The organism is Acidihalobacter yilgarnensis (genome assembly GCF_001753245.1).
Lineage (GTDB): Bacteria > Pseudomonadota > Gammaproteobacteria > DSM-5130 > Acidihalobacteraceae > Acidihalobacter > Acidihalobacter yilgarnensis.
Genome location: NZ_CP017415.1, coordinates 2,635,632 through 2,659,887 on the forward strand (window position 1 = coordinate 2,635,632; position 24,256 = coordinate 2,659,887).

A 24,256-nucleotide genomic window follows, 5' to 3' on the forward strand; every position below is an offset into this window, starting at 1 on the left:
TCTCCAACCCTTAAAACAAACGACAGGCCGCGCTGGCGCGACCTGTCGAAGGACGCGAAATTCTAGAGGCACGCCCGCCCACTGTCAAGGTGGCGGGCGTGCAATCGCGCATTACTCTGCGGCAGGCGCCTGCCCTTCTGCGGGCGACGAGGCATCCACCATCTCTTCTGGTTCGCTGGTTTCGGCCGTTCCAGCCACTGCAGCGGCAAGCTCAAGGGCCAGCATGTCGCCCATGTGGCGCTTGCGTCGACGCTCCTCGTGGAACGCCAAGCCGGTACCGGCCGGGATGAGGCGGCCGACGATGACATTTTCCTTGAGTCCGCGCAAACCATCACGCGCACCACGCACAGCGGCCTCTGTGAGCACACGCGTGGTCTCCTGGAAGGATGCCGCCGAGATATAAGACTCTGTGACCAGCGAGGCCTTGGTGATACCCAGCAGCACGGATTCGTATTGCGCCATCTGCTTACCGTCGCCCAGTACGCGCCTGTTTTCCTCGACCAGACGCGCCCTGTCCACCTGCTCGCCCTTGATAAAGCGAGTATCACCGGAGTCCGCAATATCGACCTTGCGCAGCATTTGCCGAATAATGACCTCAATGTGCTTGTCGTTGATGGTCACACCCTGTAGCCGGTAGACATCCTGGATTTCGCGCACCAGGTAGCTGGCGAGCGCAGGAATACCACGCAGACGCAGGATGTCATGGGCGCTGAGCTCGCCTTCGGCGATCACTTCACCACGCTCGACCTTCTCACCTTCGAAGACGCTGACCTGACGCCACTTGGGAATCAATTCCTCATAGGTGTCGCCATGCTCAAGGGTAATGATCAGTCGCTGCTTGCCCTTCGTGTCCTTGCCGAAGCTGACCGTACCCGAACGTTCGGCCAGGATCGCCGGCTCCTTGGGCTTACGCGCCTCAAACAGATCAGCCACGCGAGGCAAACCACCCGTGATGTCGCGCGTCTTCGATGACTCCTGGGGAATTCGCGCAATGACATCGCCAACAGCGACTTCGTCGCCATCCTCAAGATTGACGATCGAGCCCGCGGGCAATGCGTAGACTGCGGGAATCTGTGTTCCGGCGAGCATGAGATCGCTGCCATCATCATCAACCAAGCGGATCGACGGACGCAGATCCTTACCGGCGTTACCACGAGATTTCGGATCGGTGACCACCGTCGCGCTCAGCCCGGTGACCTCGTCTGTTTGCTTAACCACCGATACGCCATCGACGAAATCATGGAAGCGGGCACGACCGTTCACTTCCGTGACAATCGGGTGGGTATGCGGATCCCAGGTCGCCGTAATTTCGCCGGCCTCGACCTCTGCACCTTCCTTGGTAGAAATCGTCGCGCCGTAGGGCACCTTGTAGCGCTCGCGCTCGCGCCCCATCTCGTCGACCACACCGAGCTCGCCAGACCGCGAGACCGCAACTAGATTTCCGTTGTGGTGCTCGACCAGCTTGATGTTGTGCAAGCGCACTACGCCCTTGGCCTTGACCTGAATGTTGCTCGCGGCCACCGAACGACTGGCAGCGCCGCCGATATGGAAGGTCCGCATGGTCAGCTGTGTGCCGGGCTCGCCGATCGATTGTGCGGCAATGACACCCACCGATTCGCCGATATTGACGGCATGCCCGCGCGCCAGATCACGTCCATAGCACATCGAGCAGACGCCATGCAGGGTTTCGCAGGTGATCGCAGAACGCACGCGCACCTCATCGACACCCGCCTCTTCGAACTGGTCGCACCAACGCTCGTCCAATAGGGTGCCGGCAGGCGCCAGGACCGTATCGGTACCGGGTTGAAGCACATCGTGTGCCACGACACGGCCCAACACGCGCTCACGCAGTGCCTCGACCACGTCACCACCCTCGATGATCGGCGTCATCACGATGCCGCCGGTGGTGCCGCAATCGACTGCTGTGACCACCACGTCCTGCGCCACGTCGACCAAACGCCTGGTCAGATAACCGGAGTTCGCAGTCTTCAACGCGGTATCCGCCAAGCCCTTGCGCGCGCCGTGGGTCGAGATGAAGTACTGCAGCACGTTCAGACCTTCGCGGAAGTTCGCGGTGATCGGCGTCTCGATGATCGAGCCATCAGGCTTGGCCATCAAGCCGCGCATACCCGCGAGCTGGCGAATCTGCGCAGCCGAACCACGCGCTCCAGAGTCAGCCATCATATAAATGGAGTTAAACGACTTCTGCTTGAGCACCTTACCATCGGTACCAATGACGTCGTCGGTACCGAGCTTTTCCATCATCGCCTTGGCAATCTGGTCGTTGGCGCGCGACCAAATATCGATGACCTTGTTGTATCGCTCGCCCTTGGTCACCAAACCTGTGGCGTACTGATCCTCGATATCCGTCACTTCGGCTTCAGCAGCCGCCAGCAGCTCCGTCTTTTGTTCGGGCACGACCATGTCGTCGGCACCGAAGGACACGCCGGAACGCGCCGCATAGTGAAAGCCGGTGTACATCAGTCGGTCAGCAAAGATAACCGTGGCCTTGAGCCCGAGCTGGCGATAGCAGGCGTTAATCAGGCTTGAAATCGCCTTCTTGGTCATGTCGCGGTCGAATAACTCGAAGGCCATGCCTTCCGGAGCAATATCGTAGAGCAGCGCGCGTCCGGCGGTGGTGTTCTTCACCGAGATCACGGTCTCGATCTCACCGCCTTCGCGCAAAATCCGCTCGCGAATACGCACCCTAACGCGCGCATGCAACCCCACAACTCCGTTTTCATAGGCACGATGGACTTCGGCGCTATCGGCGAACACCATGCCCTCACCCAGCGCGTTGATGCGGTCGCGCGTCATATAGTACAGACCGAGCACGATATCCTGCGAAGGCACGATGATCGGCTCGCCGTTCGCCGGCGATAAGATGTTATTCGAGGACATCATGAGGCTACGCGCCTCAAGCTGCGCCTCAAGCGACAGAGGTACGTGCACAGCCATCTGATCGCCATCGAAGTCAGCGTTGAAGGCGGAGCAAACCAGCGGATGCAGCTGGATCGCCTTGCCTTCGATCAACACGGGCTCGAAGGCCTGGATGCCGAGACGATGAAGCGTCGGTGCGCGGTTGAGCATCACCGGATGTTCGCGGATTACATCCTCAAGAACGTCCCAGACCTCCGGCCCTTCACGCTCAACCAACTTCTTGGCAGCTTTGATCGTGGTGGCTAGACCGCGACGAATGAGCTTGCCGAAAATGAATGGCTTGAACAGCTCCAAGGCCATCTTCTTGGGCAGTCCGCACTGATGTAGCTTCAGCGTGGGGCCCACCACAATAACCGATCGCCCGGAATAATCGACGCGCTTGCCCAGCAGGTTCTGACGGAAGCGACCCTGCTTGCCCTTGATCATGTCGGCGAGCGACTTGAGCGGACGCTTGTTCGTACCCGTGATCGCACGACCGCGACGACCGTTGTCGAGCAGTGCATCAACCGCCTCTTGCAACATGCGCTTCTCGTTGCGCACGATGATATCCGGCGCATTCAGTTCGAGCAGTCGCTTGAGACGATTATTGCGGTTGATCACGCGGCGATACAGATCGTTCAAATCGGAGGTCGCAAAGCGCCCGCCGTCCAGCGGCACCAGCGGACGCAGGTCTGGCGGCAGCACCGGTAGCACCGTGAGGATCATCCACTCGGGCTTATTCCCGGACTCAAGGAAGGACTCGATCAGCTTGAGACGCTTGGATACACGCTTGAGCTTGGTCTCGGAGTTGGTATCGATCATTTCCTGGCGCAGACGCACGGTCTCGCCATTCAGATCAAGGCTTTTGAGCAGTTCAAGTACGGCCTCCGCGCCCATACGGGCATCGAATTCGTCGCCATGCTCCTCAATCGCCTCGAGATAGGCCTCGTCGGAAAGCAGCTGACCACGTTCCAGTGTGGTCATGCCCGGATCGATGACCACAAAGGCCTCAAAATACAGGATGCGCTCAATATCGCGCAGCGTCATGTCGAGCAGCAGCCCGATACGAGACGGCAAGGACTTCAGGAACCAGATATGCGCAACCGGGCTGGCCAGTTCAATATGCGCCATACGCTCACGGCGCACCTTCGCCTGGGTGACCTCAACGCCGCATTTTTCGCAAACCACGCCACGATGCTTGAGGCGCTTGTACTTACCGCACAAGCATTCGAAATCCTTCACAGGCCCGAAGATTTTGGCGCAGAACAGGCCATCACGCTCGGGTTTGAAGGTGCGGTAATTAATCGTCTCGGGCTTCTTGACCTCGCCGTAGGACCACGAGCGTATCAGGTCGGGTGATGCCAAACCGATGCGGATGGCGTCGAAGTCATCCGCGGGGCCCTTGGGCTTAAGAATATTCAGTAGGTCTCTCATCGTCTAAGCTGCCTCGCAAAATCTTACAGTGCTGCCCTGGTCGAGCGAGGGGGAACCCCTCGCTCGGATGCCAACCCGTCAGTCCTGTTCAAGCTCGATATCAATACACAGCGAGCGAATTTCCTTCATCAACACATTGAAGGATTCCGGCATATTAGCCTCCATGCGATGCTCGCCATCCACGATGTTTTTATACATCTTGTTACGGCCGGTCACGTCGTCAGACTTGACCGTGAGCATTTCCTGCAGGGTGTATGCCGCGCCGTACGCCTCGAGCGCCCAGACTTCCATCTCACCGAAACGCTGACCACCAAACTGCGCCTTTCCGCCCAGCGGTTGCTGGGTGACCAGGCTGTAAGGCCCAGTGGAGCGCGCATGCATCTTGTCGTCGACAAGGTGATTCAGCTTGAGCATATGCATGTAGCCCACCGTGACCGGACGCTCGAAGGTGTTACCGGTTCGGCCGTCGAACAGCATGGTCTGCCCTGATTCTGGCAGATCGGCCAGTCGCAACATGGCCCGGATCTCATCCTCGGCCGCACCGTCGAACACCGGGGTAGCCATCGGCACGCCGCTGGTCAGGTTACGGGAAAGTCTCAGCACTTCCTCATCGGTCAGCGCGGCCAAATCAACCTGCTGCGAGGCACCCGTGTTGTAGACCTTGTCTAGGAAACTGCGGAGCTCATCGACCTTCGCCTTGGCCTCGACCATACGTCCGATCTTGCGGCCGAGCCCCTTGGCTGCCCAGCCGAGATGGGTTTCAAGCACCTGCCCCACGTTCATACGTGATGGCACACCAAGCGGGTTAAGCACGATGTCGACCGGCTCGCCAGCCTCCGTGTGCGGCATATCTTCGACCGGCACGATCATCGAGACCACACCCTTGTTACCGTGGCGACCTGCCATCTTGTCACCGGGCTGCATCCGGCGCTTCACCGCCAGATAAACCTTGACCATCTTAAGCACACCGGGTGCAAGATCGTCGCCCTGGGTAATTTTGGTGCGCTGCTCACGCAGCTTTACCTCGAAGGCTTCGCGCTGGGCTTCGATCTGCGCACGCAACGTCTCGAGCTGAACGTTCACCTCCTCGCTGCGCATGCGGATCTCAAACCATTTCTCCCGAGCCAGCCCAGCGAGGTAGGATTTAGCCACCTTCGCGCCCGCTTCCAGCTTGTCCGGGCCGCCCTCGGCGATCTTTCCGATCAACAGACGCTCAACGCGGCTGTAGACGTCATCTTCATAAATGCGCAACTGATCCTTCAGATCCTTACGCACCTGCTCCAGCTCATCTTCCTCGATAGCCAAGGCACGCTTGTCCTTGTCGACGCCGTCGCGCGTGAACACACGCACGTCGATGACCGTACCTTCCATGCCCGAGGGCACGCGCAAGGAAGTGTCCTTCACGTCGGAAGCCTTTTCGCCGAAGATTGCACGCAGCAGCTTTTCCTCAGGTGTCAACTGAGTCTCGCCCTTGGGGGTGACCTTGCCGACGAGGATGTCGCTCGGACGCACTTCGGCCCCAATGTAAACGATACCGGAATCATCCAGCTTGCTGAGCAGGCCCTCACTCACGTTCGGGATGTCGGCGGTTATTTCCTCCGGCCCAAGCTTGGTGTCGCGGGCAACGCAGGTCAGTTCCTCAATATGGATCGAGGTGAAGCGATCTTCCTGCACCACACGCTCCGAGATCAGGATCGAATCCTCGAAGTTGTAGCCATTCCAAGGCATGAAGGCGACCAACATGTTCTGCCCCAACGCCAGTTCGCCCATATCCGTGGATGAGCCATCGGCCAGCGCGTCGCCGCGCTCGATGACGTCGCCCGGATTGACCAGCGGACGCTGATTGATGCAGGTATTTTGGTTGGAACGCGTGTACTTGGTCAGGTTGTAGATGTCCACACCAGGTTCGCCTGGCACGGTTTCATCGTCATTCACACGCACCACAATGCGCGCGGCATCGACCGAGTCAACCATACCGCCACGGCGGGCCTTGACCGTCGAGCCGGAGTCCATGGCCACGATACGCTCCACCCCGGTGCCAACCAGCGGCTTCTCGGCACGCAGGCAGGGCACCGCCTGACGCTGCATGTTCGAACCCATCAGTGCGCGGTTAGCATCGTCATGCTCAAGAAATGGGATCAACGCCGCCGCGACCGAAACGATCTGCTTGGGCGAGACGTCCATATACTCGATCTTGTCGGGCGTGGACATCGCGAATTCGTTGAGATGTCGGCAGGACACCAGCGTATCCACAAATTGGCCAGAGCCGTCGATACGTGCGTTGGCCTGCGCGATGACGTACTGACTTTCCTCAATGGCCGAGAGGTAGTCAATATGGTCCGTCACCTTGCCATCCGCAACCTTGCGGTAAGGTGTCTCCAGGAAGCCGTACTCATTGGTCCGCGCGTACAGAGCCAGTGAGTTGATCAGACCGATGTTCGGGCCTTCCGGCGTCTCGATCGGGCAAACGCGACCGTAATGAGTCGGATGCACGTCACGCACTTCGAAGCCAGCACGCTCGCGGGTCAGGCCACCCGGACCCAACGCAGAGATACGTCGCTTGTGCGTCACTTCGGACAGTGGATTGTTCTGATCCATGAACTGTGACAACTGCGAGGAACCAAAGAATTCCTTGATCGCGGCAGCCACCGGCTTGGCATTGATAATTTCCTGCGGCATCAAGCCTTCGCTTTCAGCCATTGTCAGACGTTCCTTGACCGCTCGCTCCACACGGACCAAGCCGACGCGGAAGACGTTCTCAGCCATTTCCCCGACACTGCGAATGCGACGGTTGCCCAGATGATCGATGTCGTCGACGGTACCGTTGCCATTGCGGATATCGATCAGCGTCCTGAGCACATCGGTGATGTCCTCGTTGGTCAACACGCCTGGACCCACAATCTCATCGCGGCCGACACGGCGATTGAACTTCATCCGTCCGACGGACGAGAGATCGTAGCGGTCGGCGCTGAAGAACAGGCTCTCGAAGAGGTTCTGTGCCGCTTCCTTGGTTGGTGGCTCGCCTGGGCGCATCATGCGGTAAATTTCGACCTGCGCCTCCAACTGGCTCGCCGTCGGATCAAGCGACAGCGTGCTGGAAACGTAAGGCCCCTGATCCAGTTCATTGGTGTAAATCAGGTTGAAGCTGGCAATGCCGGCCTCACGCAGGGTCTTGAGTACATCGGCAGTCAATTCCGCGTTGGCTTTGGCAAGCAGTTCGCCCGTGTCTTCATCGACGATGTTGTGTGCCAACACCTTGCCGATGAGGTACTCCTCTGGCACATCCAAACGCTTGAGGCCAGCCGCCTCCATTTGCTTGACGTGCCGGGCACTGACGCGGCGGCCCCCCTCGACCAATACCTTACCATCGACCATGATGTCAGCCACCGCGGTCTCGCCACGCAGGCGCTCAGGCACCAGCTCAATGCTGTAGCCGTCTTCCTTCGTGCGCGACACGGCAACCTTCTCGAAGTACATATCGAGAATTTGTTCGTCGTCATAGCCCAAGGCGCGCAGCAGAATAGTGGCCGGCAACTTGCGGCGCCGATCGATGCGTACAAACACGCTGTCCTTGGGGTCGAATTCGAAATCCAGCCAGGAGCCGCGGTAAGGAATCACGCGAGCGCTGAACAACAATTTACCCGAGGAGTGGGTCTTGCCTTTGTCGTGGTCGAAGAACACGCCCGGCGAACGGTGCAACTGCGATACGATCACTCGCTCCGTGCCATTGATCACAAAGGTGCCATTTTCGGTCATGAGGGGCAATTCGCCCATGTAGACCTCTTGCTCCTTCACGTCCTTGATCACGCGGGCACCCGCCGGCGCATCCTTGTCGTATATGGCCAGCCGCAGCAGCACACGCAACGGTGCCGCGTAGGTCTGACCACGAAGCTGACACTCCTTGACGTCGAAGACGGGCTCGCCTAGGCGATAGCGCACATAGTCCAGCTCGACGTTCTCGGAGTAGCTGCGGATCGGGAACACCGATTTAAACGCGCCATGTAAACCCACCTCATTGCGGGTATCAGGCGCAGTGTCGAGCTGCAAGAACTGGCGATACGAATCGAGCTGGGTCGCCAGCAGATAAGGCACCTCAAGAATCTGGGGCTGCTTGCCAAAGTCCTTGCGAATACGCTTCTTTTCGGTGTAACTGTACGCCATCGCGATTCCTCACTACCAAATCAAGTCTCGGGCGAACGATCAGCCCACCCCGGCCTGGGTGCCTGATCACGGTGCCTTGGCACCGCCCCGTGTGACGAAACGACCATCCCTGTCACGCCGCGCTGTGATCGGCCCATGCCACATCACGGCTCTGACCCTCTCCCGTCGCACCCACCCCGCAGTTGCAGTCAGGGCGCATCGGCATTAGGTCTGCTGTGCGCGCAAACAGGAAAAGGCCGGCGATGAAATCATCGCCAGCCCTCCCGATTGAAAGCGCACGATTCGCGCAATTCGCGAACCGGACGATTACTTAAGTTCGACAGCGGCACCGGCCTCTTCGAGCTGCTTCTTGATGCTCTCTGCCTCGTCCTTGGAGGCGGCTTCCTTGACGGTTGACGGCACACCTTCAACCATGTCCTTGGCCTCTTTCAAGCCCAGACCGGTAAGTGCACGCACAACCTTGATGACGCCAACCTTGTTGCTGCCGAAGCTGGACATGACCACATCGAACTCGGTCTTCTCTTCAACCACAGCGGCCTCGCCAGCACCCGCAGGGGCAGCCGCTACGGCTGCCGCGGCGGACACGCCGAACTTCTCTTCCATGGCGGAGATCAGGTCAACGACCTCCAGCACGGTCATGTTCGAAATCGTATCGAGGATGTCTTCTTTGGAAACTGCCATTTCTATATCTCCAGTCAATCTACCCGAATCAAAACACAAAGGTGTCAGGCCGAAGCCTGTTTCTGATCACGTATCGCCGCCACCGTTCTCGTCAACTTGCCCGGGACCTCATTGAGAGTCCTTGCAAATTTGTCAAGCGGTGCACGCATGACCGCCATCAGCAGACTGATGGCCTGGTCGTACGTCGGCAGGCTTGCAAGCCGATCGAGTTCATGCGGACCAAGCGCTTTGCCGCCTATGGCTAGCATCTTGACCTTGAACTTGTCGTTGGTCTTGGCGAAGTCCTTGAGAACGCGCGCCGCCGCACCTGGGTCTTCCTGGGAAAACGCCAGCAACAGCGGACCCACAAGCGCCTCATCCAGGCACTCGAAGTCGGTTCCCTTGAGCGCACGTCGCGCCAGGGTGTTCTTCACCACCCGTAGATACACACCGCCCGCGCGCGCCTTGCTGCGCAATTCGGTCAGTTGTTCCACGGATAGACCGTGGTACTCCGCGGCAATCGCGGAGTACGCACCCGCAGCCACCGCGGCAACTTCCGAAACGACGCGTTTCTTGTCTTCCAGATGAAGTGCCACGATACCTCTCCTGCTCGGGGGGCAAAATTGCCTCACCGTCTACAACAACAGACCCCACCCCTAACAAGGGGTGAAGCACCTACGATGCCCCAAGCATGTCTTTGACTCGGGTTACATCGTCTACGCAGGCATTATCACCATTAAGCCCCAAGAGGCACCTGCGGTCTGGGACGATGTACGTCCTGTACAGTCCGGCCGCAGCGTCCTGCCGCAGCCTCGCTGGCATTAAACCGCCAGCGAACTCTGATCAACCGGGATACCAGGTCCCATAGTCGACGAAATGGTGACGCGCTTAATATAAATACCCTTGGAAGTCGAGGGCTTGGCCTTGATCAGATCGGCCATCAGTGCATTGAGATTTCCGGCCAGCGCTTCCACTTCGAAGCCAGCCTTGCCGATACTGCAATGAATGATGCCAGCCTTATCGGTACGGTAGCGAACCTGGCCACCCTTGGCATTCTTTACAGCGGTTGCCACATCTGGCGTCACCGTACCAACCTTCGGATTCGGCATCAGACCACGCGGACCGAGAATCTGTCCAAGCTGACCCACCACGCGCATAGCATCCGGGCTTGCGATCACCACGTCGAAATCCAAATTACCAGCCTTGACCTCCTCGGCCAGATCATCCATGCCGATCTTGTCTGCGCCTGCGGCACGCGCGGCTTCAACATTCGCGCCCTGTGTGAACACCGCGACACGAACCGTCTTGCCAGTGCCGTTGGGCAGCACGGTAGAACCACGCACTACCTGATCCGACTTACGTGGGTCGACGCCCAGATTCACGGCAACGTCGATCGATTCTGCGAATTTAGCCTGCGCAGAAGACATAATCAGCGCCAATGCCTCATCCAGTGGGTAATTCTTGCCTGGCTCGATCTTGCTCCGGATCGCCTGCATGCGCTTGCTCAACTTAGCCATTTCACACCCCCTCCACGTTCAGGCCCATCGACCGGGCACTGCCGGCGATCGTGCGCACTGCGGCATCCAGATCGGCCGCGGTCAAATCCGGCGTTTTGGTCTTCGCGATTTCCTCGAGCTGCTCACGCGTAACCGTACCGACCTTGACGGTATTGGGCGTACTGCTGCCCTTGGGGATGCCAACCGCCTTTTTGAGCAGAACCGCAGCGGGTGGTGTCTTGGTGATGAAGGTAAAGCTGCGGTCGGAATAAACCGTAATCACGACCGGCAACGGCAGACCCGCCTCGACGTTTTGCGTCTGGGCATTGAATGCCTTGCAGAATTCCATGATATTGACGCCTTTCTGGCCCAGCGCCGGACCTACCGGTGGGCTCGGATTGGCCTGACCAGCCGCCACCTGCAATTTGATATAACCCGTTACCTTCTTTGCCATTTCTTTCTCCTTCGGGTGCTAGCGCCTCACGGCTCCCCGAATGACGTCTATGAACGCGCAGGAGCGCGCGCCCTATACCTTTTCAACCTGATGGAAATCGAGCTCGACAGGTGTCGAGCGGCCGAATATCTGTACCGCGACCAACAGGCGACTCTTGTCGTAATTGACCTCTTCCACCACACCATTGAAGTCGTTGAAGGGTCCTTCGGTGACGCGTACAACTTCGCCCACCTCAAACAACACCTTCGGTCGTGGTTTTTCGACGCCTTCCTGAATGCGGTTAAGGATGGCATCCGCCTCCTTCTCCGTGATCGGAGAAGGACGATCCGGCGTGCCACCGATAAAGCCAAGTACCCGGGGCACTGCACGGATCAAATGCCAGGTTTCCTCGCTCATATCCATTTGCACGAGTACATACCCAGGAAAGAATTTGCGCTCACTGCGGCGCTTCTGACCCTCACGCATCTCCACGACCTCTTCGGTCGGCACCAAAATCTGCCCGAAGCGGTCTTCCATGCCAGCTCGGATCACACGTTCCTCAATGGCGCGTTTGACCTGCTGCTCAAAACCGGAATACGCGTGCACTACGTACCAACGCAACATGCTCAGCTCCCGTATCCCATCAAATGCTTAACAACCCAGCCGAGAAGGGTGTCAAGCAGCCACAGGAACACCCCCATGACCAGCACCATACCGACAACGACCAAGGTCACCTGAGTGGTTTCCGCGCGTGACGGCCACACCATTTTGCGCACTTCGGTCCGCGAACCCTGAAGAAAACCCCAGACTTCCCGCCCTCGTGCGCTGGTCAGAAATACGCCAACGGCGATACCCCCGACCACCAATAGACCCATTACGCGCACAACCAGCATTTCGTGTGCGAAGTAATAAAACCCTCCGACACCAACGGCCAGCAACAACAACGTAATCACTAACTTCACTGTATCGAGGGCGGACCCCCCTGAAGCGGCCTTTTCAGCCATGCTATGCCTGACATCCAAAATAAGGGCCGGACGAACCGTCAGACCCAATGAATATGGCAGGCCAGGAGGGACTTGAACCCCCAACCTGCGGTTTTGGAGACCGCTGCTCTGCCAATTGAGCTACTGGCCTAATTCACCCGCGATGCCGACAAAACCCACAAATCCGGCGCGCCGACATCGCGGTTTACTGCTTCGACTTACTCGATGACTTTGGCGACGACGCCGGCACCGACGGTACGGCCGCCTTCGCGTATCGCGAAGCGCAGACCCTCTTCCATCGCAATCGGCGCAATCAGCGATACCTTCACCGCAACGTTGTCGCCCGGCATCACCATCTCCGTGCCCTCAGGCAGGTCCACCGATCCGGTCACGTCCGTCGTACGGAAGTAAAACTGCGGCCGATATCCATTGAAAAACGGCGTGTGACGACCGCCCTCTTCCTTCGACAGCACGTAGACTTCCGCATCAAACTTGGTGTGCGGCTTGATCGAACCCGGCTTGCACAGTACCTGACCGCGCTCCACTTCCTCGCGCTTGGTACCACGCAGCAACACACCTACGTTGTCGCCCGCCTGACCCTGGTCCAGCAACTTGCGGAACATCTCTACGCCCGTCACTGTGGTCTTGGTCGTGTTGTGCAGCCCCACGATCTCAACTTCGTCGCCGACCTTAACAATGCCGCGCTCAATACGACCCGTCACCACCGTGCCACGACCCGATATCGAGAATACGTCCTCAATCGGCATCAAAAACGCGCCGTCTATCGCGCGCTCGGGCTCCGGGATGTAACTGTCCATCTCGGCCACCAGCCTTTCAATCGCCGGCACTCCGATTTCGCTCGTGTCGCCTTCCAGCGCCTTGAGCGCCGAACCCGTCACGATCGGGGTGTCGTCACCCGGAAAATCGTATGAGGACAGCAGGTCGCGCACTTCCATCTCAACCAGCTCAAGCAGCTCGGCGTCGTCAACCATGTCGGCCTTATTCAGGAACACGACAATGTACGGAACACCCACCTGGCGCGCCAGCAGGATGTGCTCGCGCGTCTGCGGCATCGGACCGTCCGCAGCCGAACACACCAGGATCGCGCCGTCCATCTGCGCCGCACCCGTGATCATGTTCTTCACGTAGTCCGCGTGACCAGGGCAATCCACATGCGCGTAATGACGTGCATCAGATTCGTATTCCACGTGCGCCGTCGCAATCGTGATCCCGCGAGCACGCTCTTCCGGTGCCTTGTCTATCTGGTCGTACGCACTGAACGAACCGCCGTGCTTCTCCGCCATCACCTTCGTCAACGCCGCCGTCAGCGTCGTCTTACCATGATCAACATGACCGATCGTTCCCACATTTACATGCGGCTTCTTACGCTCAAACTTTTCCTTGGCCATCTAAAGCACCCCAGTTTCCACGACTGACATCGATTCAAGACACACGCAGCGGCGTTACACGACTGCACTAAAATATGGAGCCCATAACCGGATTTGAACCGGTGACCTCTTCCTTACCAAGGAAGTGCTCTACCGACTGAGCTATATGGGCGATCTTCATACACCTGACTCAGCCAGCCCAAACCTAATGGAGCGGGTGATGGGGATCGAACCCACGTCATCAGCTTGGAAGGCTGAGGTTCTACCATTGAACTACACCCGCCTGCAGAACCGTCTCGCGACCATTCGCGGCCAAGCAGAACTGTTGGTGGAGGGGGGAGGATTCGAACCTCCGAAGGCTGAGCCAGCAGATTTACAGTCTGCCCCCTTTGGCCGCTCGGGAACCCCTCCAAAACAAAGGCGGAAATTCTCGTCAATTGGCGGGTGTTTGTCAACCGCCTGGACGCATGCTTATGTCATTTCAAAGTCTGATAATATGCGCCTTGATATAGATGATCGGGGCCACTTGCCTCATCGACAGGGTGGAGACTATACACGCACCATGAAGATCACGATATACGGATCTGGCTATGTAGGCTTGGTAACGGGCGCCTGCCTGGCCCAGGTGGGCAATCATGTGCTCTGCGTCGACGTCGATCCCGACAAGATCCAGCGCCTCGAACAAGGCGATATCCCCATCTACGAGCCCGGCCTCGACAAGCTCGTGCGCGATAACGCCGCCGCCGGACGCCTGCGCTTCACCCTCGACGCCGCCGAGGGCGTCAAACACGGCCTGTTCCAGTTCATCGCCGTCGGCACGCCACCCGACGAGGATGGCTCCGCCGATCTGCGCCACGTCCTCGAGGTCGCCCGCACCGTCGCCCAGCATATGGACGACTACCGCATCGTGGTCAACAAATCCACCGTCCCCGTCGGCACCGCCGACCGCGTCCGCCAGACACTGCAGGGGGCCCTCGATGCGCGTGGCGCCGAGGTCGAGTTCGATGTGGTCTCGAATCCGGAGTTCCTCAAGGAGGGCGCGGCCATCGAGGACTTCATGAAGCCCGACCGTATCGTCGTCGGCACCGACAATCCCCGCACCGGCGAGCTGATGCGCGCGCTCTACGCCCCCTTCAACCGCAGCCACGAGCGTGTGGTGCTGATGGATGTGCGCTCCGCCGAGCTGACCAAGTACGCGGCCAATGCCATGCTCGCCACCAAGATCAGCTTCATGAACGAGCTGGCCAACTTGGCCGAGCGCCTGGGCGCAGACATCGAGGCGGTGCGCGTGGGTATCGGCTCGGACCCGCGCATCGGCTATCACTTCATCTATCCGGGCTGCGGCTACGGCGGCTCGTGCTTCCCCAAGGACGTGAAGGCCCTTGAGCGCACCGCCCGCGCCGCGGGCTATCAGGCCGAGCTGCTCGCCGCCGTCGAGGCGGTCAACGACCGCCAGAAGCAGCGCCTGTTCGACAAGCTGCACGCCCATTTCGACGGCAATCTCAAGGGCCGCACCTTCGCCCTCTGGGGGTTGGCCTTCAAGCCCAACACCGACGATATGCGCGAGGCCCCCAGTCGGGTCCTCATGGAGGCCCTCTGGGAATCCGGCGCGCGAGTCCGCGCCTACGACCCGGTCGCCATGGACGAATGCCACAGACTCTACGGCGAGCGCGACGACCTCACCCTCTGCGATAGCCCCGAGGCCACCCTCGACGACGCCGACGCCCTCCTCATCGTCACCGAATGGACCCACTTCAGAAGCCCAGACTTCGACACCCTCAAACAAAAACTCAAACAACCCCTCATCCTCGACGGGCGCAACCTCTACGACCCCAAACTCATGCAGCAACTCGGATTCCAGTACCTCGCCATCGGGCGCCCAGGCGTGAACGGCAACACCGAGGCGCGCACGGTTCGCTGAGCACTACGCAAGCCGAATCGGCCTCCAGCGTTGGCACACTGAACATTTTCCGCGTCGACTGGTCCAACTCGGCTGAACCTGGGCCGCCGCCCCGTCGGCGGCCCCACAGCAGCGAACGGAATCAGTGAAGCGACGGGACCCACTCGCAGACCCGGCCAGTCAGAAGCGACTGTTCAACTACCGCACTCTCGTCACGGCACTCGCCGTCATCCTCCTATTCATGGCGGCAATCGCAAGATTGGTGCAATTACAGATATTCGATCACAAGGATTACGCGCAGGCCGCTCGCGAAAACCGTGTCCGGGTACAACCGATTCCGCCGCCCCGTGGCCTGATCTACAGCCGCAGCGGGCAATTGCTGGCCGAGAACGTACCCAGTTATACCCTGGCTGTGATCCCCGATGAGACGCATGACCTAGCCTCCACATTGAAGGCGCTGGCCAAGATCGTCACGCTGTCACCCGAAGATTTGCGCAGTTTCAAGGCGTTGCGTTCGATCACCCCTGGCTACCGAGAGATCCCTCTGGCGACCCATCTCAGTCAGGCAACGGTGGCCCGCTTCGCCGTCAACCGCTATCGTTTCCCCGGTGTGGAAATCCAATCGCGCCTACGGCGTTACTATCCATATACCGCCCTGACCGCAGACACGATTGGCTATGTAGGCCGTATCAGCGAAACAGACCTCAAGCATGTCGATCCCAGCGATTACGCGGGGACGGTGTACTTCGGCAAGAGTGGCCTGGAACTCACCGATCAATCGCGATTGCACGGACATCCGGGCTATAAAGTCATGGAGGTCGATGCCGACGGCCAGCCGGTAGGGGCGCTTAAGCGTCAATTACCGACTCCCGGTGCCGATTTGATCCTGACCCTGGACATAGGGCTGCAGCGGGTTGCACAGCAGGCCATGAAGGGCAAGCGTGGCGCAGTGGTGGTCATGAACCCCCGCAGCGGCGCGATTCTGGCCGCCGTCTCCAACCCCGCCTACAACCCGAACTGGTTCGTCGATGGCATCTCCAGTCGACGGTACCAGGAACTGGTGGGCAGTCCCGGCAACCCACTCTGGAACCGCGCCTTTGCCGCCAGCTATGCGCCCGGATCGATGATCAAACCATTCATCGCATTGGCCGGCTTGAACGCGCGGATCATCAAGCCCCAGACCGAGGTGTTTTCCGGCCCCTACTACATCATCCCCGGCGACAAGACTCGCCACAAATTCTGGGATTGGACGCCTTACGGGCATGGCTGGACCAACCTCACGAAGGCGATTGCCCAGTCGGTAGATACCTATTTTTATCCACTAGCCTACCAGCTAGGGATCCGACGCATCGACGACATGCTATCCCGCTTCGGCTTCGGCCAACGGCCACCGTTGGGCATGCCCGGCGTAGCCGCCGGCGTACTGCCATCACCCGCCTGGAAGCGGCGCACCCAGGGGCATCCCTGGTATCCAGGCGATACGGTTCTGATGGGTATTGGCCAAGGCTATCTCCAGGTAACACCACTGCAACTGGCCACCGCCGTGTCCGAAATTGCCATGCGTGGGCATGCCAGCCGACCGCACCTGCTGCGCGCGATACGCAATCCCGTCGATGGCCGGATCGAAGCTCTCCCCTCCCAACCGCTACCTGCCATCACACTCAAACACGAGGCCTACTGGGGCGACGTGATCGCCGGCATGCAGGCAGTGATCGATTCACCGGCCGGCACCGCCTACCAGGAATTTCATGGATTCCCGTTGCCGGTTGCCGGCAAGACGGGCACCGCACAGGTCTATGCCAATCCCAAAAACCCCTTCCTGAAACGGCTTCATATTCCCTATCGTCTGCGCGACAACGCCTTGTTCGAGGCATTCACGCCCGTAAAGCACCCCGAACTCGTCGTGGTTGTCATTGTGGAACATGCCGGCGATCGGCTCGGGCCCGCATCAGGCGTGACGCGCAAGATCATGAATTACTGGCTGGCGCACCGACAAGCGATCGAGCACCCAGTTGCCCCGTTAAGCCTGCAACCCTTCAAGCGCGCCGCAACGCACTGAACTTGTCGCTAGGCATCCGGTCAAGATGAAGATCCCGAAACGGCAGGAATCACCCGCGATGCGATGTCTCCGCCCCCCCTCCGATTACTCACCTGCCTCGCGCTGCTCGCCATCGCCGGCACCAGTCACGCCGCCGCGCCGATACCGGATACCCCCCCCTCGGTCAGCCTCTTGATACCTCCGGCCCCACGCCTGAACACAGGGGGCTATGCCTTGCTCGATGCAACCAACGGTCAATTGCTGGCAACTCAAAATCCAAATCACTCGGTCAGCCCAGCGGCGAGCACCAAGTTGATGCTCGCCTATCTCGTATTCGAAGAAATGGCGGCACATCGCCTAGCCCCCTCAAACCGCTTGCCGGTCAGCGTCGCTGCGTGGCGCACGCCAGGTTCGTCGATGTTCCTCAAGCCCGACACGCAGGTCAGCGTGGCACATCTACTCGATGGCCTGATCACAGACGGCGGCAACGACGCCGCAGTCTGCCTGGCCCAGGGCATCGCCGGGACTCGTGCATCGGCACTGAGCCTGATGAACCAGACGGCTCATGCACTCGGTCTCGAACAGACGCACTATGCCTCGGTCGATGGACTGAACATGAAGGCTTCGCGCACCACCGCCCTGGACGCCGCGCGGCTCGCCGCCGCAGTGGTCGACCGTTTCCCGCAGGATCTGGGTTATTTCCGTCACCAATCCATGCGCTGGGACGGCATCGCGCAATATAACTTCGACCGCCTGCTCGAACGCGACCCATCGGCGCTGGGGTTGACGGTCGGCGATGGCACGCGCGGTTACGGCATCGTCGCCGCCGCACGCCAAGATGGCACCACACTGATCGCCACTGTCATGGATACCCCCGGCGAGCATCGCAGCGTCGCGCATGCCTTCTCCCACATCGCGGCACAAGCCTACGCACTGCTCTCCTGGGGCTTCGACAATTTCACCGCGCACGTACTGTACCGACCAGACGAAGCACTCCGACGGGTACACATTCGGGATGCTGCACATAAGATCCCATTGAGCGTGGCACAACCATTGACGGTCCTCGTGCCACGCGGCAGTTATCATGCGCTGCACATACGCCTGACGCTCGACCGAAACGCGCGCGCACCAGTCGCTCGCCACCAGGCCATCGGAGAACTGAAGGTCCGACTCGATGGGCGTACCATCGCCCATGCTCCGGCAATCGCATTGCACGCGGCCGCACGGGAAAACACCTTCCAGCGCATCACATCGCGATTGTCGCGCTGGCTATAACGGGCTACGAAGAGGGCCGCACAACCACATGGACAGCCTCTATTTCAACGGCAGCCTCGGCCAGAACGTGCGTCATAGGTGGATCGGGTTACTGGGACGAATTCGCCTCGACTGGCCGCTGGTAACCGGCATTCTCGCCATATTCTGCGTGGGAGAACTCGTACTCTACAGCGCCTCCGGTCAGGACATCACAACGGTCTGGCACCAGGGCGGGAAATTCGCCGTAGCACTCACGATCATGATTGGCATCGCACAGATACCGCCGCAACGCTGGCGGCGCCTGAGTCCTTATGCCTACTTATTCGCCGTATTGATGCTGATCGCGGTGCTCGGCCTTGGCGAAACCGCACTGGGTGCCCGCCGCTGGCTCGACCTGGGCCCTGTCCGCCTGCAGCCCTCCGAATTCATGAAGCTGGCGTTGCCCATGGCATTGGCCTATCTGTTCAGCCGCCGGCCTCTACCGCTCAACCTACCCCATCTGCTGATGGCACTGCTGTTGATCGCGGTCCCGGTGGCACTGATCGCCAAGGAACCCGATCTTGGCACCGCCATGCTCATCGTCATTACTGGACTGGTGGTGATTTTTCTGGCCGGCGTCCCTTATCGCTACCTACTCATCGGGGCCGTGGCCGCTGCCGCTCTGATCCCGGTGGCCTGGCACTTCATGCATGCGTATCAGCAGGCGCGCATCCTCACCTTCCTGGACCCGCAACGGTCACCGCTGGGCGCTGGATACCATATCATCCAATCGACCATCGCCATTGGCTCCAGCGGCCTCTATGGCCTTGGCTGGCTACACGCGCCACAGGCACAACTCGGGTTTTTGCCGGAAAGTCGCACGGACTTCATCTTCGCGGTATTCGGCGAGGAATTCGGCCTCGCGGGCACGATTGCCCTATTGAGCGCGTATGCCTTCATCATCCTGCGCGGGCTGTACATCGCCTGGCGCGCCGACGACAACTTCTCCCGCTTACTCGCGGGTAGTCTCTCGCTGACCTTCGCCATGTATGTGTTCATCAACGTCGGTATGACCATGGGTCTACTCCCTGTGGTCGGCGTGCCCTTGCCGTTCATGAGCTACGGCGGCACCTCCCTCGTGACCATGGCCGCGGCGATGGGCTTGCTACAAAGCATTGCCGGCCACCGCCGGCTGATGCGCTAGACCACGTCGCCGGCAGCCGCTCGACGCATGCCTAGATCACCTTGGAATAGGCCGCGCGTGCAGTCGTGAGGTACGCGTCGAAGATCATGCAGATATTGCGGATGAGCAGACGTCCAGCCGGCGTCACCTCCAGGCCTCGCGCATCCATACGTAGGAGGCCGTCGTCGCGCATGTCGGCCAGCGCCACCAGTTCGACAGCGAAATAGTCGCCGAACACGATCCCGTGCACCGTCTCGACGGCGGCGTAGTCGAGACGAAAATGACAGATCAGCGCAGAGATCACATCGCGCCGGAGCACATCGTCGGCGCTTAGCGCGACGCCGCGAAACACCGCGAGCCGGCCCGCATCCAGACGCTCGGCATATTCCGCCTCGGTCCGCACATTCTGCGCGTAAACATTGCCCAGCGAGCCGATCGCGGTCACGCCCATGGCCACGAGATCGCAATCGGCATGGGTGGAGTAACCCTGGAAGTTACGATAGAGCGTGCCCTCACGCTGAGCGACCGCCAGTTCGTCGTCCGGGCGGGCGAAGTGATCCATGCCGATGTAAATATAGCCGGCGTCACCCAGGCGGCTGATGGTGTCCTCCAGGATCGCGAGCTTATCCGCCGCGCCGGGCAGATCCTCTGTGTTGATCCGCCGCTGCGGCTTGAAGCGTTCGGGCAGATGGGCGTAGTTGAACACCGACAAACGATCCGGCGCCGCCGCGATGACCTTGTCCACCGTGGCGGCAAAGCTCGCGACGCTCTGGAACGGCAAGCCGTAGATCAGGTCGACGCTCACCGAGCGGAAACCCGCGGCGCGCGCGCGCTCAATCACCCCCAGGGTCTCCGCCTCCCCCTGGATGCGGTTGACGGCGCGCTGCACGCGGGGGTCGAAGTCCTGCACGCCCAAGCTCAGGCGATTGAAGCCGAGTTCGCCCAACAGCTCGATGGTACCCGGCCCCGCTTCGCGCGGATCGACCTCGATGGAGTATTCGCCATCCTCGGCCAGAGCGAAATGCCGGCGCGTCGCGGCCATGAGCGACGCCATCTCTGCATGCGAGAGAAAGGTCGGTGTGCCGCCGCCCCAGTGCAGCTGCGCCACCGTCCGGCCAGCGCCGAACAGCCGGGCCTGCAGCTCGATCTCGCGATGCAAGCGTTCGAGATAGGGCCCGGCGCGCGAGCGATCCTTGGTCACGATCTTGTTGCAGGCGCAGTAATAGCAGACCGTATTACAGAACGGCAGATGGAAATACAACGACAGCGCTCGCGCGCCTGCGTTGCTCGTGTGCGCCGCCTGCCGATAGCATGTTTCGTCGAAGGCTTCGTCGAACTGCACCGCGGTCGGATATGAGGTATAGCGCGGACCGGCATGATCGTAGCGGCGGATCAGGTCGGCGTCGAAACGGACTGTCTGATTGTGCGTACTCAAGGCGGCTCCCCGGCGCATCCGGTGTGCGGATCGACCGCCACACCCAGAACGTAGTGTAAGCCGGATGCAAGGCCGTGCAATTGGCCCAGATCAACTGCACGGCAATCGCCAGCCGTCCACTGCGGTGGATGACCGGCGATTCAGAAAGCAGCCGCGGGAAGGCGAAATACGCGCCGAAGTGACATCCATCGCCCTACCAGCCAGACGCGCCGCCGGCTCGGATATCCCCAACCTGTCCGATTGCTCGGGGCACCCGCCCATGCCCCGTCGGCCCGGATTCACCGATGCTATGCCGCGTCAGCCAGGCTCTTACTGACGATCTCGTACACGTCGGGCGACAGCTCCTGCGCCTTGAGGCGTTCCAGCTCGGCGCGCATCAACGCCTGGCGGCCGACGTCGTAGCGCCGCCAACGGCTAAACACCTTGACTAAACGGGCCGCGACCTGCGGGTTACGCGCGTCCAGGGCCAGCACCTGATCAGCGGCGAAGCGATAACCACTGCCGTCGGCGGCGTGAAAACCCGTCGGATTGGCCATCATGAAGCCGCCCAGCAGGGCATATACGCGATTGGGATTGCCCAGGGAAAAGGCTGGATGTGCCATCAGACGCTCGACCTCGGCGAGGGTATCCGAATGCTGCCGCGCCGCCTGCAGGCCGAACCACTTGTTCAGCACCAGGGTATCGCTCTGCCAGCGCTCGTAGAACGCGGCGAGCGCGACCCCGTACGCAGGATCTTCGGTCAGCATCAGCGCACCGAGTGCACCCATGGCATCGGTCATGTTATCGGCCTCATGAAACTGCGTCTCAGCGAGGCGCGCGCCTGCGGGGCTGTCAAGAGACGCGAGATAGACCAGCGCCAGATTGCGCAAGGCGCGCCGACCGGCCTCATCCGGCGTGTAGCGGTAGACCGCCTCCGGCGCGTGTCCGTGGTAGGCGACCAGCCACTGCGCCTCCAGTTCCGTGGCCAGCGCCCGGCGCACGTATTCGCGTGCTGCGTGAATCGCGTCCGGGTCGACGGTATCGAACTGTTCGGCGAGCCAGGCCTCGCCGGGAAGGCTCAGCATTTCAGCGCGCAGATTGGGCTCCAGGCACTCATCGCCAAGCACCGCCGCGAAGGCCTCAACGAAGCCCGCCGGCAGCGCCAGCGCCCGCCCGGCGCGTACGTCTTCAACGAGATCGAGCAGCACGGACAGCGCGAGGCGCTCGCCCGCGTCCCAACGATTGAAGGGGTCATTGTCGTGCGCGGCGAGGAAGGCAAGCGTCGACGAGACGTAGGGGTATTCCACTCGAATCGGCGCCGAGAAGCCGCGATTGAGCGAGGGCACTGGACGCACGGGCAGGCCCGTGAAACACAGTACCTGCTCGGCATCGCTCAGACGGAACACCCGGTCGGTCGCGCCGCCGTCGGTCTCGCCCTCCAGCCGCATCGGCAGGTCGGCACCGTCCGGCCCGACCAGGCCGATGCGCAGCGGGATCAGAAAGGGCAGCTTCACCGGCTGTCCGGGCGTCGGTGAGCAGGACTGGCGCAGACGCAGCGTGTAGCGTCCTGCTTCCGGCTCCCACTCGTCCTCGACCGCCACCCTCGGGTGCCGGCCTGGTCGTACCAGCGGCGGAATTGTTCAAGATCGGCGCCGTTGGCGTCGGTCATCGCGGCTAGGAAGTCGTCGGTGGTCACCGCCTGTCCGTCGTGGCGCTTGAAGTACAGGTCCATGCCGCGCCGGAAGCCATCGCGTCCGAGCAAGGTCTCGTACATGCGTACGACCTCGGCGCCCTTCTCGTACACCGTCACGGTGTAGAAGTTGTTGATCTCCATGTAGGCGGCCGGACGCACCGGGTGCGCCATGGGACCGGCATCCTCCGCGAACTGATGGGTGCGCAGTCGCCTCACGTCGCCGATACGCTTGACCGTACCCGAGGTCATCTCGGCGGTGAAGCTCTGGTCGCGGAACACCGTGAGCCCTTCCTTGAGGGAAAGCTGGAACCAGTCGCGGCAGGTGACGCGATTGCCGGTCCAGTTGTGGAAGTACTCGTGGGCGATGACGCCCTCGATATGTTCGTAGTCGTCGTCGGTGGCGGTGTCAGGTCGTGCCAGGACAAAGCGGGAGTTGAAGACGTTGAGCCCTTTGTTCTCCATCGCCCCCATGTTGAAGTCGTCGACCGCGACGATCATGTAGATGTCGAGGTCGTACTCCAGGCCGAAGCGCTCCTCGTCCCACTGCATCGACTTTTTCACCGAGGCCATCGCATGCGCGCACTTGTCTGCGTTGTGCGCCTCGACATAGATGCGCAGGTCGACGCGACGGCCAGAAGCGGTGACATATTCATCGCGATGGCAAGCCAGATCGCCAGCGACTAGCGCGAACAGGTAACTAGGCTTGGGATACGGGTCGTGCCAGGTCGCATAATGCTGCCCGTCTTCGAGCAGCCCCGACGCTGCGGGGTTGCCGTTGGACAGCAGCACCGGGTATTTCGCGGCATCGGCCACCACCGTGGTGGTGAATACACTCAGCACGTCGGGTCGGTCGAGATAGTAGGTGATGCGGCGGAAACCCTCGGCCTCGCACTGCGTGCAGAAATTGCCCGAAGAGCGGTACAGACCTTCGAGGCGGGTGTTGTCCTGAGGACGCAGACACGTCTCGACCGTCAGTTCGAAGGCATCGGGGACGTTCGGCAGGGTCAGCGACTTGTCGTCGACAAGATAGGCCTCCGCAGGTAACGGCTTACCGCCTAGCGCCACGGAGACCAGCGCCAGATTTTCGCCGTCGAGTACCAGTGGCGCTGCCGTATCGGCCGTGGCTGAACGCCGGATGCGCAGATGCGAGACCACACGCGTGGTCTCGTCGCCCAGCTCAAAACGCAGCACCGTCTCATTGATGAGAAAGTCCGGGGGACTGTAATCCTTCAGATAGATGGTCCTGGGCGTCGCTTCCTTCATGCCGGGTGCTCCTCATGGGATGGGCCGAACCTCGTATGTTACACCCCCACTCGCACCC

16 protein-coding genes and 4 tRNA genes are annotated in these 24,256 nt (G+C 60.5%); 4 read left to right on the forward strand and 16 right to left on the reverse strand.

Features of this window, described 5'->3' with window-relative positions:
- Positions 1 to 111: 111 nt before the first annotated feature.
- The 13 genes from rpoC to BI364_RS12760 all read right to left on the reverse strand — a co-directional run bounded on the left by rpoC (position 112) and on the right by BI364_RS12760 (position 13,885).
- Complete coding sequence (gene rpoC / locus BI364_RS12700; protein WP_070079068.1) at positions 112 to 4,353, reverse strand: DNA-directed RNA polymerase subunit beta'; 4,242 nt, start codon at positions 4,351 to 4,353, stop codon at positions 112 to 114.
- A gap of 78 nt (positions 4,354 to 4,431) precedes the next feature.
- Entirely contained in the window at positions 4,432 to 8,514 is a 4,083-nt protein-coding gene (rpoB, locus tag BI364_RS12705) for a DNA-directed RNA polymerase subunit beta (RefSeq protein ID WP_070079069.1), read from the reverse strand.
- Between the two features lie 306 nt (positions 8,515 to 8,820).
- A complete protein-coding gene (rplL, locus tag BI364_RS12710) occupies positions 8,821 to 9,195 on the reverse strand; it encodes a 50S ribosomal protein L7/L12 (RefSeq protein WP_070079070.1) in 375 nt (124 codons plus the stop codon).
- Between the two features lie 44 nt (positions 9,196 to 9,239).
- Positions 9,240 to 9,770, reverse strand: a complete 531-nt coding sequence (gene rplJ / locus BI364_RS12715; RefSeq protein WP_070079071.1) for a 50S ribosomal protein L10 — start codon at positions 9,768 to 9,770, stop codon at positions 9,240 to 9,242.
- Positions 9,771 to 9,995: 225 nt separating this feature from the next.
- Positions 9,996 to 10,691, reverse strand: coding sequence for a 50S ribosomal protein L1 (gene rplA / locus BI364_RS12720; protein WP_070079072.1), 696 nt, complete (start codon positions 10,689 to 10,691; stop codon positions 9,996 to 9,998).
- A gap of 1 nt (position 10,692) precedes the next feature.
- The gene (gene rplK / locus BI364_RS12725) at positions 10,693 to 11,124 is read right to left on the reverse strand and encodes a 50S ribosomal protein L11 (RefSeq protein ID WP_070079073.1); all 432 of its coding nucleotides are present in this window, start codon (positions 11,122 to 11,124) and stop codon (positions 10,693 to 10,695) included.
- Positions 11,125 to 11,196: 72 nt separating this feature from the next.
- The gene (gene nusG / locus BI364_RS12730; protein ID WP_070079074.1) at positions 11,197 to 11,727 is read right to left on the reverse strand and encodes a transcription termination/antitermination protein NusG; all 531 of its coding nucleotides are present in this window, start codon (positions 11,725 to 11,727) and stop codon (positions 11,197 to 11,199) included.
- A 2-nt stretch (positions 11,728 to 11,729) separates the two neighbouring features.
- On the reverse strand, positions 11,730 to 12,107 hold the full coding sequence (gene secE / locus BI364_RS12735; protein WP_070079075.1) for a preprotein translocase subunit SecE: 378 nt from the start codon (positions 12,105 to 12,107) through the stop codon (positions 11,730 to 11,732).
- A gap of 54 nt (positions 12,108 to 12,161) precedes the next feature.
- A tRNA-Trp gene (locus BI364_RS12740) sits at positions 12,162 to 12,237 on the reverse strand.
- A gap of 67 nt (positions 12,238 to 12,304) precedes the next feature.
- Entirely contained in the window at positions 12,305 to 13,495 is a 1,191-nt protein-coding gene (gene tuf / locus BI364_RS12745; protein WP_070079064.1) for an elongation factor Tu, read from the reverse strand.
- A 75-nt stretch (positions 13,496 to 13,570) separates the two neighbouring features.
- A tRNA-Thr gene (locus BI364_RS12750) sits at positions 13,571 to 13,646 on the reverse strand.
- A gap of 37 nt (positions 13,647 to 13,683) precedes the next feature.
- Positions 13,684 to 13,757, reverse strand: a tRNA-Gly gene (locus BI364_RS12755).
- Positions 13,758 to 13,800: 43 nt separating this feature from the next.
- Positions 13,801 to 13,885 (reverse strand) — tRNA-Tyr (locus BI364_RS12760).
- 151 nt (positions 13,886 to 14,036) lie between these two features.
- Here BI364_RS12760 and BI364_RS12765 point away from each other — a divergent pair.
- The 4 genes from BI364_RS12765 (at position 14,037) to rodA (ending at position 19,849) form a co-directional block, all read left to right on the forward strand.
- Positions 14,037 to 15,395, forward strand: coding sequence for a UDP-glucose dehydrogenase family protein (locus tag BI364_RS12765; RefSeq protein ID WP_070079076.1), 1,359 nt, complete (start codon positions 14,037 to 14,039; stop codon positions 15,393 to 15,395).
- 124 nt (positions 15,396 to 15,519) lie between these two features.
- Positions 15,520 to 17,433, forward strand: a complete 1,914-nt coding sequence (mrdA, locus tag BI364_RS12770) for a penicillin-binding protein 2 (protein ID WP_070079077.1) — start codon at positions 15,520 to 15,522, stop codon at positions 17,431 to 17,433.
- Between the two features lie 63 nt (positions 17,434 to 17,496).
- Entirely contained in the window at positions 17,497 to 18,687 is a 1,191-nt protein-coding gene (locus BI364_RS12775; RefSeq protein ID WP_070079078.1) for a D-alanyl-D-alanine carboxypeptidase family protein, read from the forward strand.
- Between the two features lie 28 nt (positions 18,688 to 18,715).
- Positions 18,716 to 19,849, forward strand: coding sequence for a rod shape-determining protein RodA (gene rodA, locus BI364_RS12780; RefSeq protein ID WP_070079079.1), 1,134 nt, complete (start codon positions 18,716 to 18,718; stop codon positions 19,847 to 19,849).
- 31 nt (positions 19,850 to 19,880) lie between these two features.
- Here rodA and hemN read toward each other — a convergent pair whose 3' ends face one another.
- From hemN to pepN, 3 genes are all read right to left on the reverse strand, one after another.
- Positions 19,881 to 21,263, reverse strand: coding sequence for an oxygen-independent coproporphyrinogen III oxidase (gene hemN / locus BI364_RS12785; protein WP_233279516.1), 1,383 nt, complete (start codon positions 21,261 to 21,263; stop codon positions 19,881 to 19,883).
- A gap of 287 nt (positions 21,264 to 21,550) precedes the next feature.
- Positions 21,551 to 22,843 carry a DUF3458 domain-containing protein gene (locus tag BI364_RS18995; protein WP_322111763.1) on the reverse strand — a complete coding sequence of 431 codons (1,293 nt, stop codon included), beginning with the start codon at positions 22,841 to 22,843 and terminating at the stop codon, positions 21,551 to 21,553.
- Entirely contained in the window at positions 22,753 to 24,198 is a 1,446-nt protein-coding gene (pepN, locus tag BI364_RS19000; protein ID WP_322111764.1) for an aminopeptidase N, read from the reverse strand. Before pepN ends, BI364_RS18995 begins: the two co-directional genes overlap by 91 nt.
- Between the last annotated feature and the right edge of the window lie 58 nt (positions 24,199 to 24,256).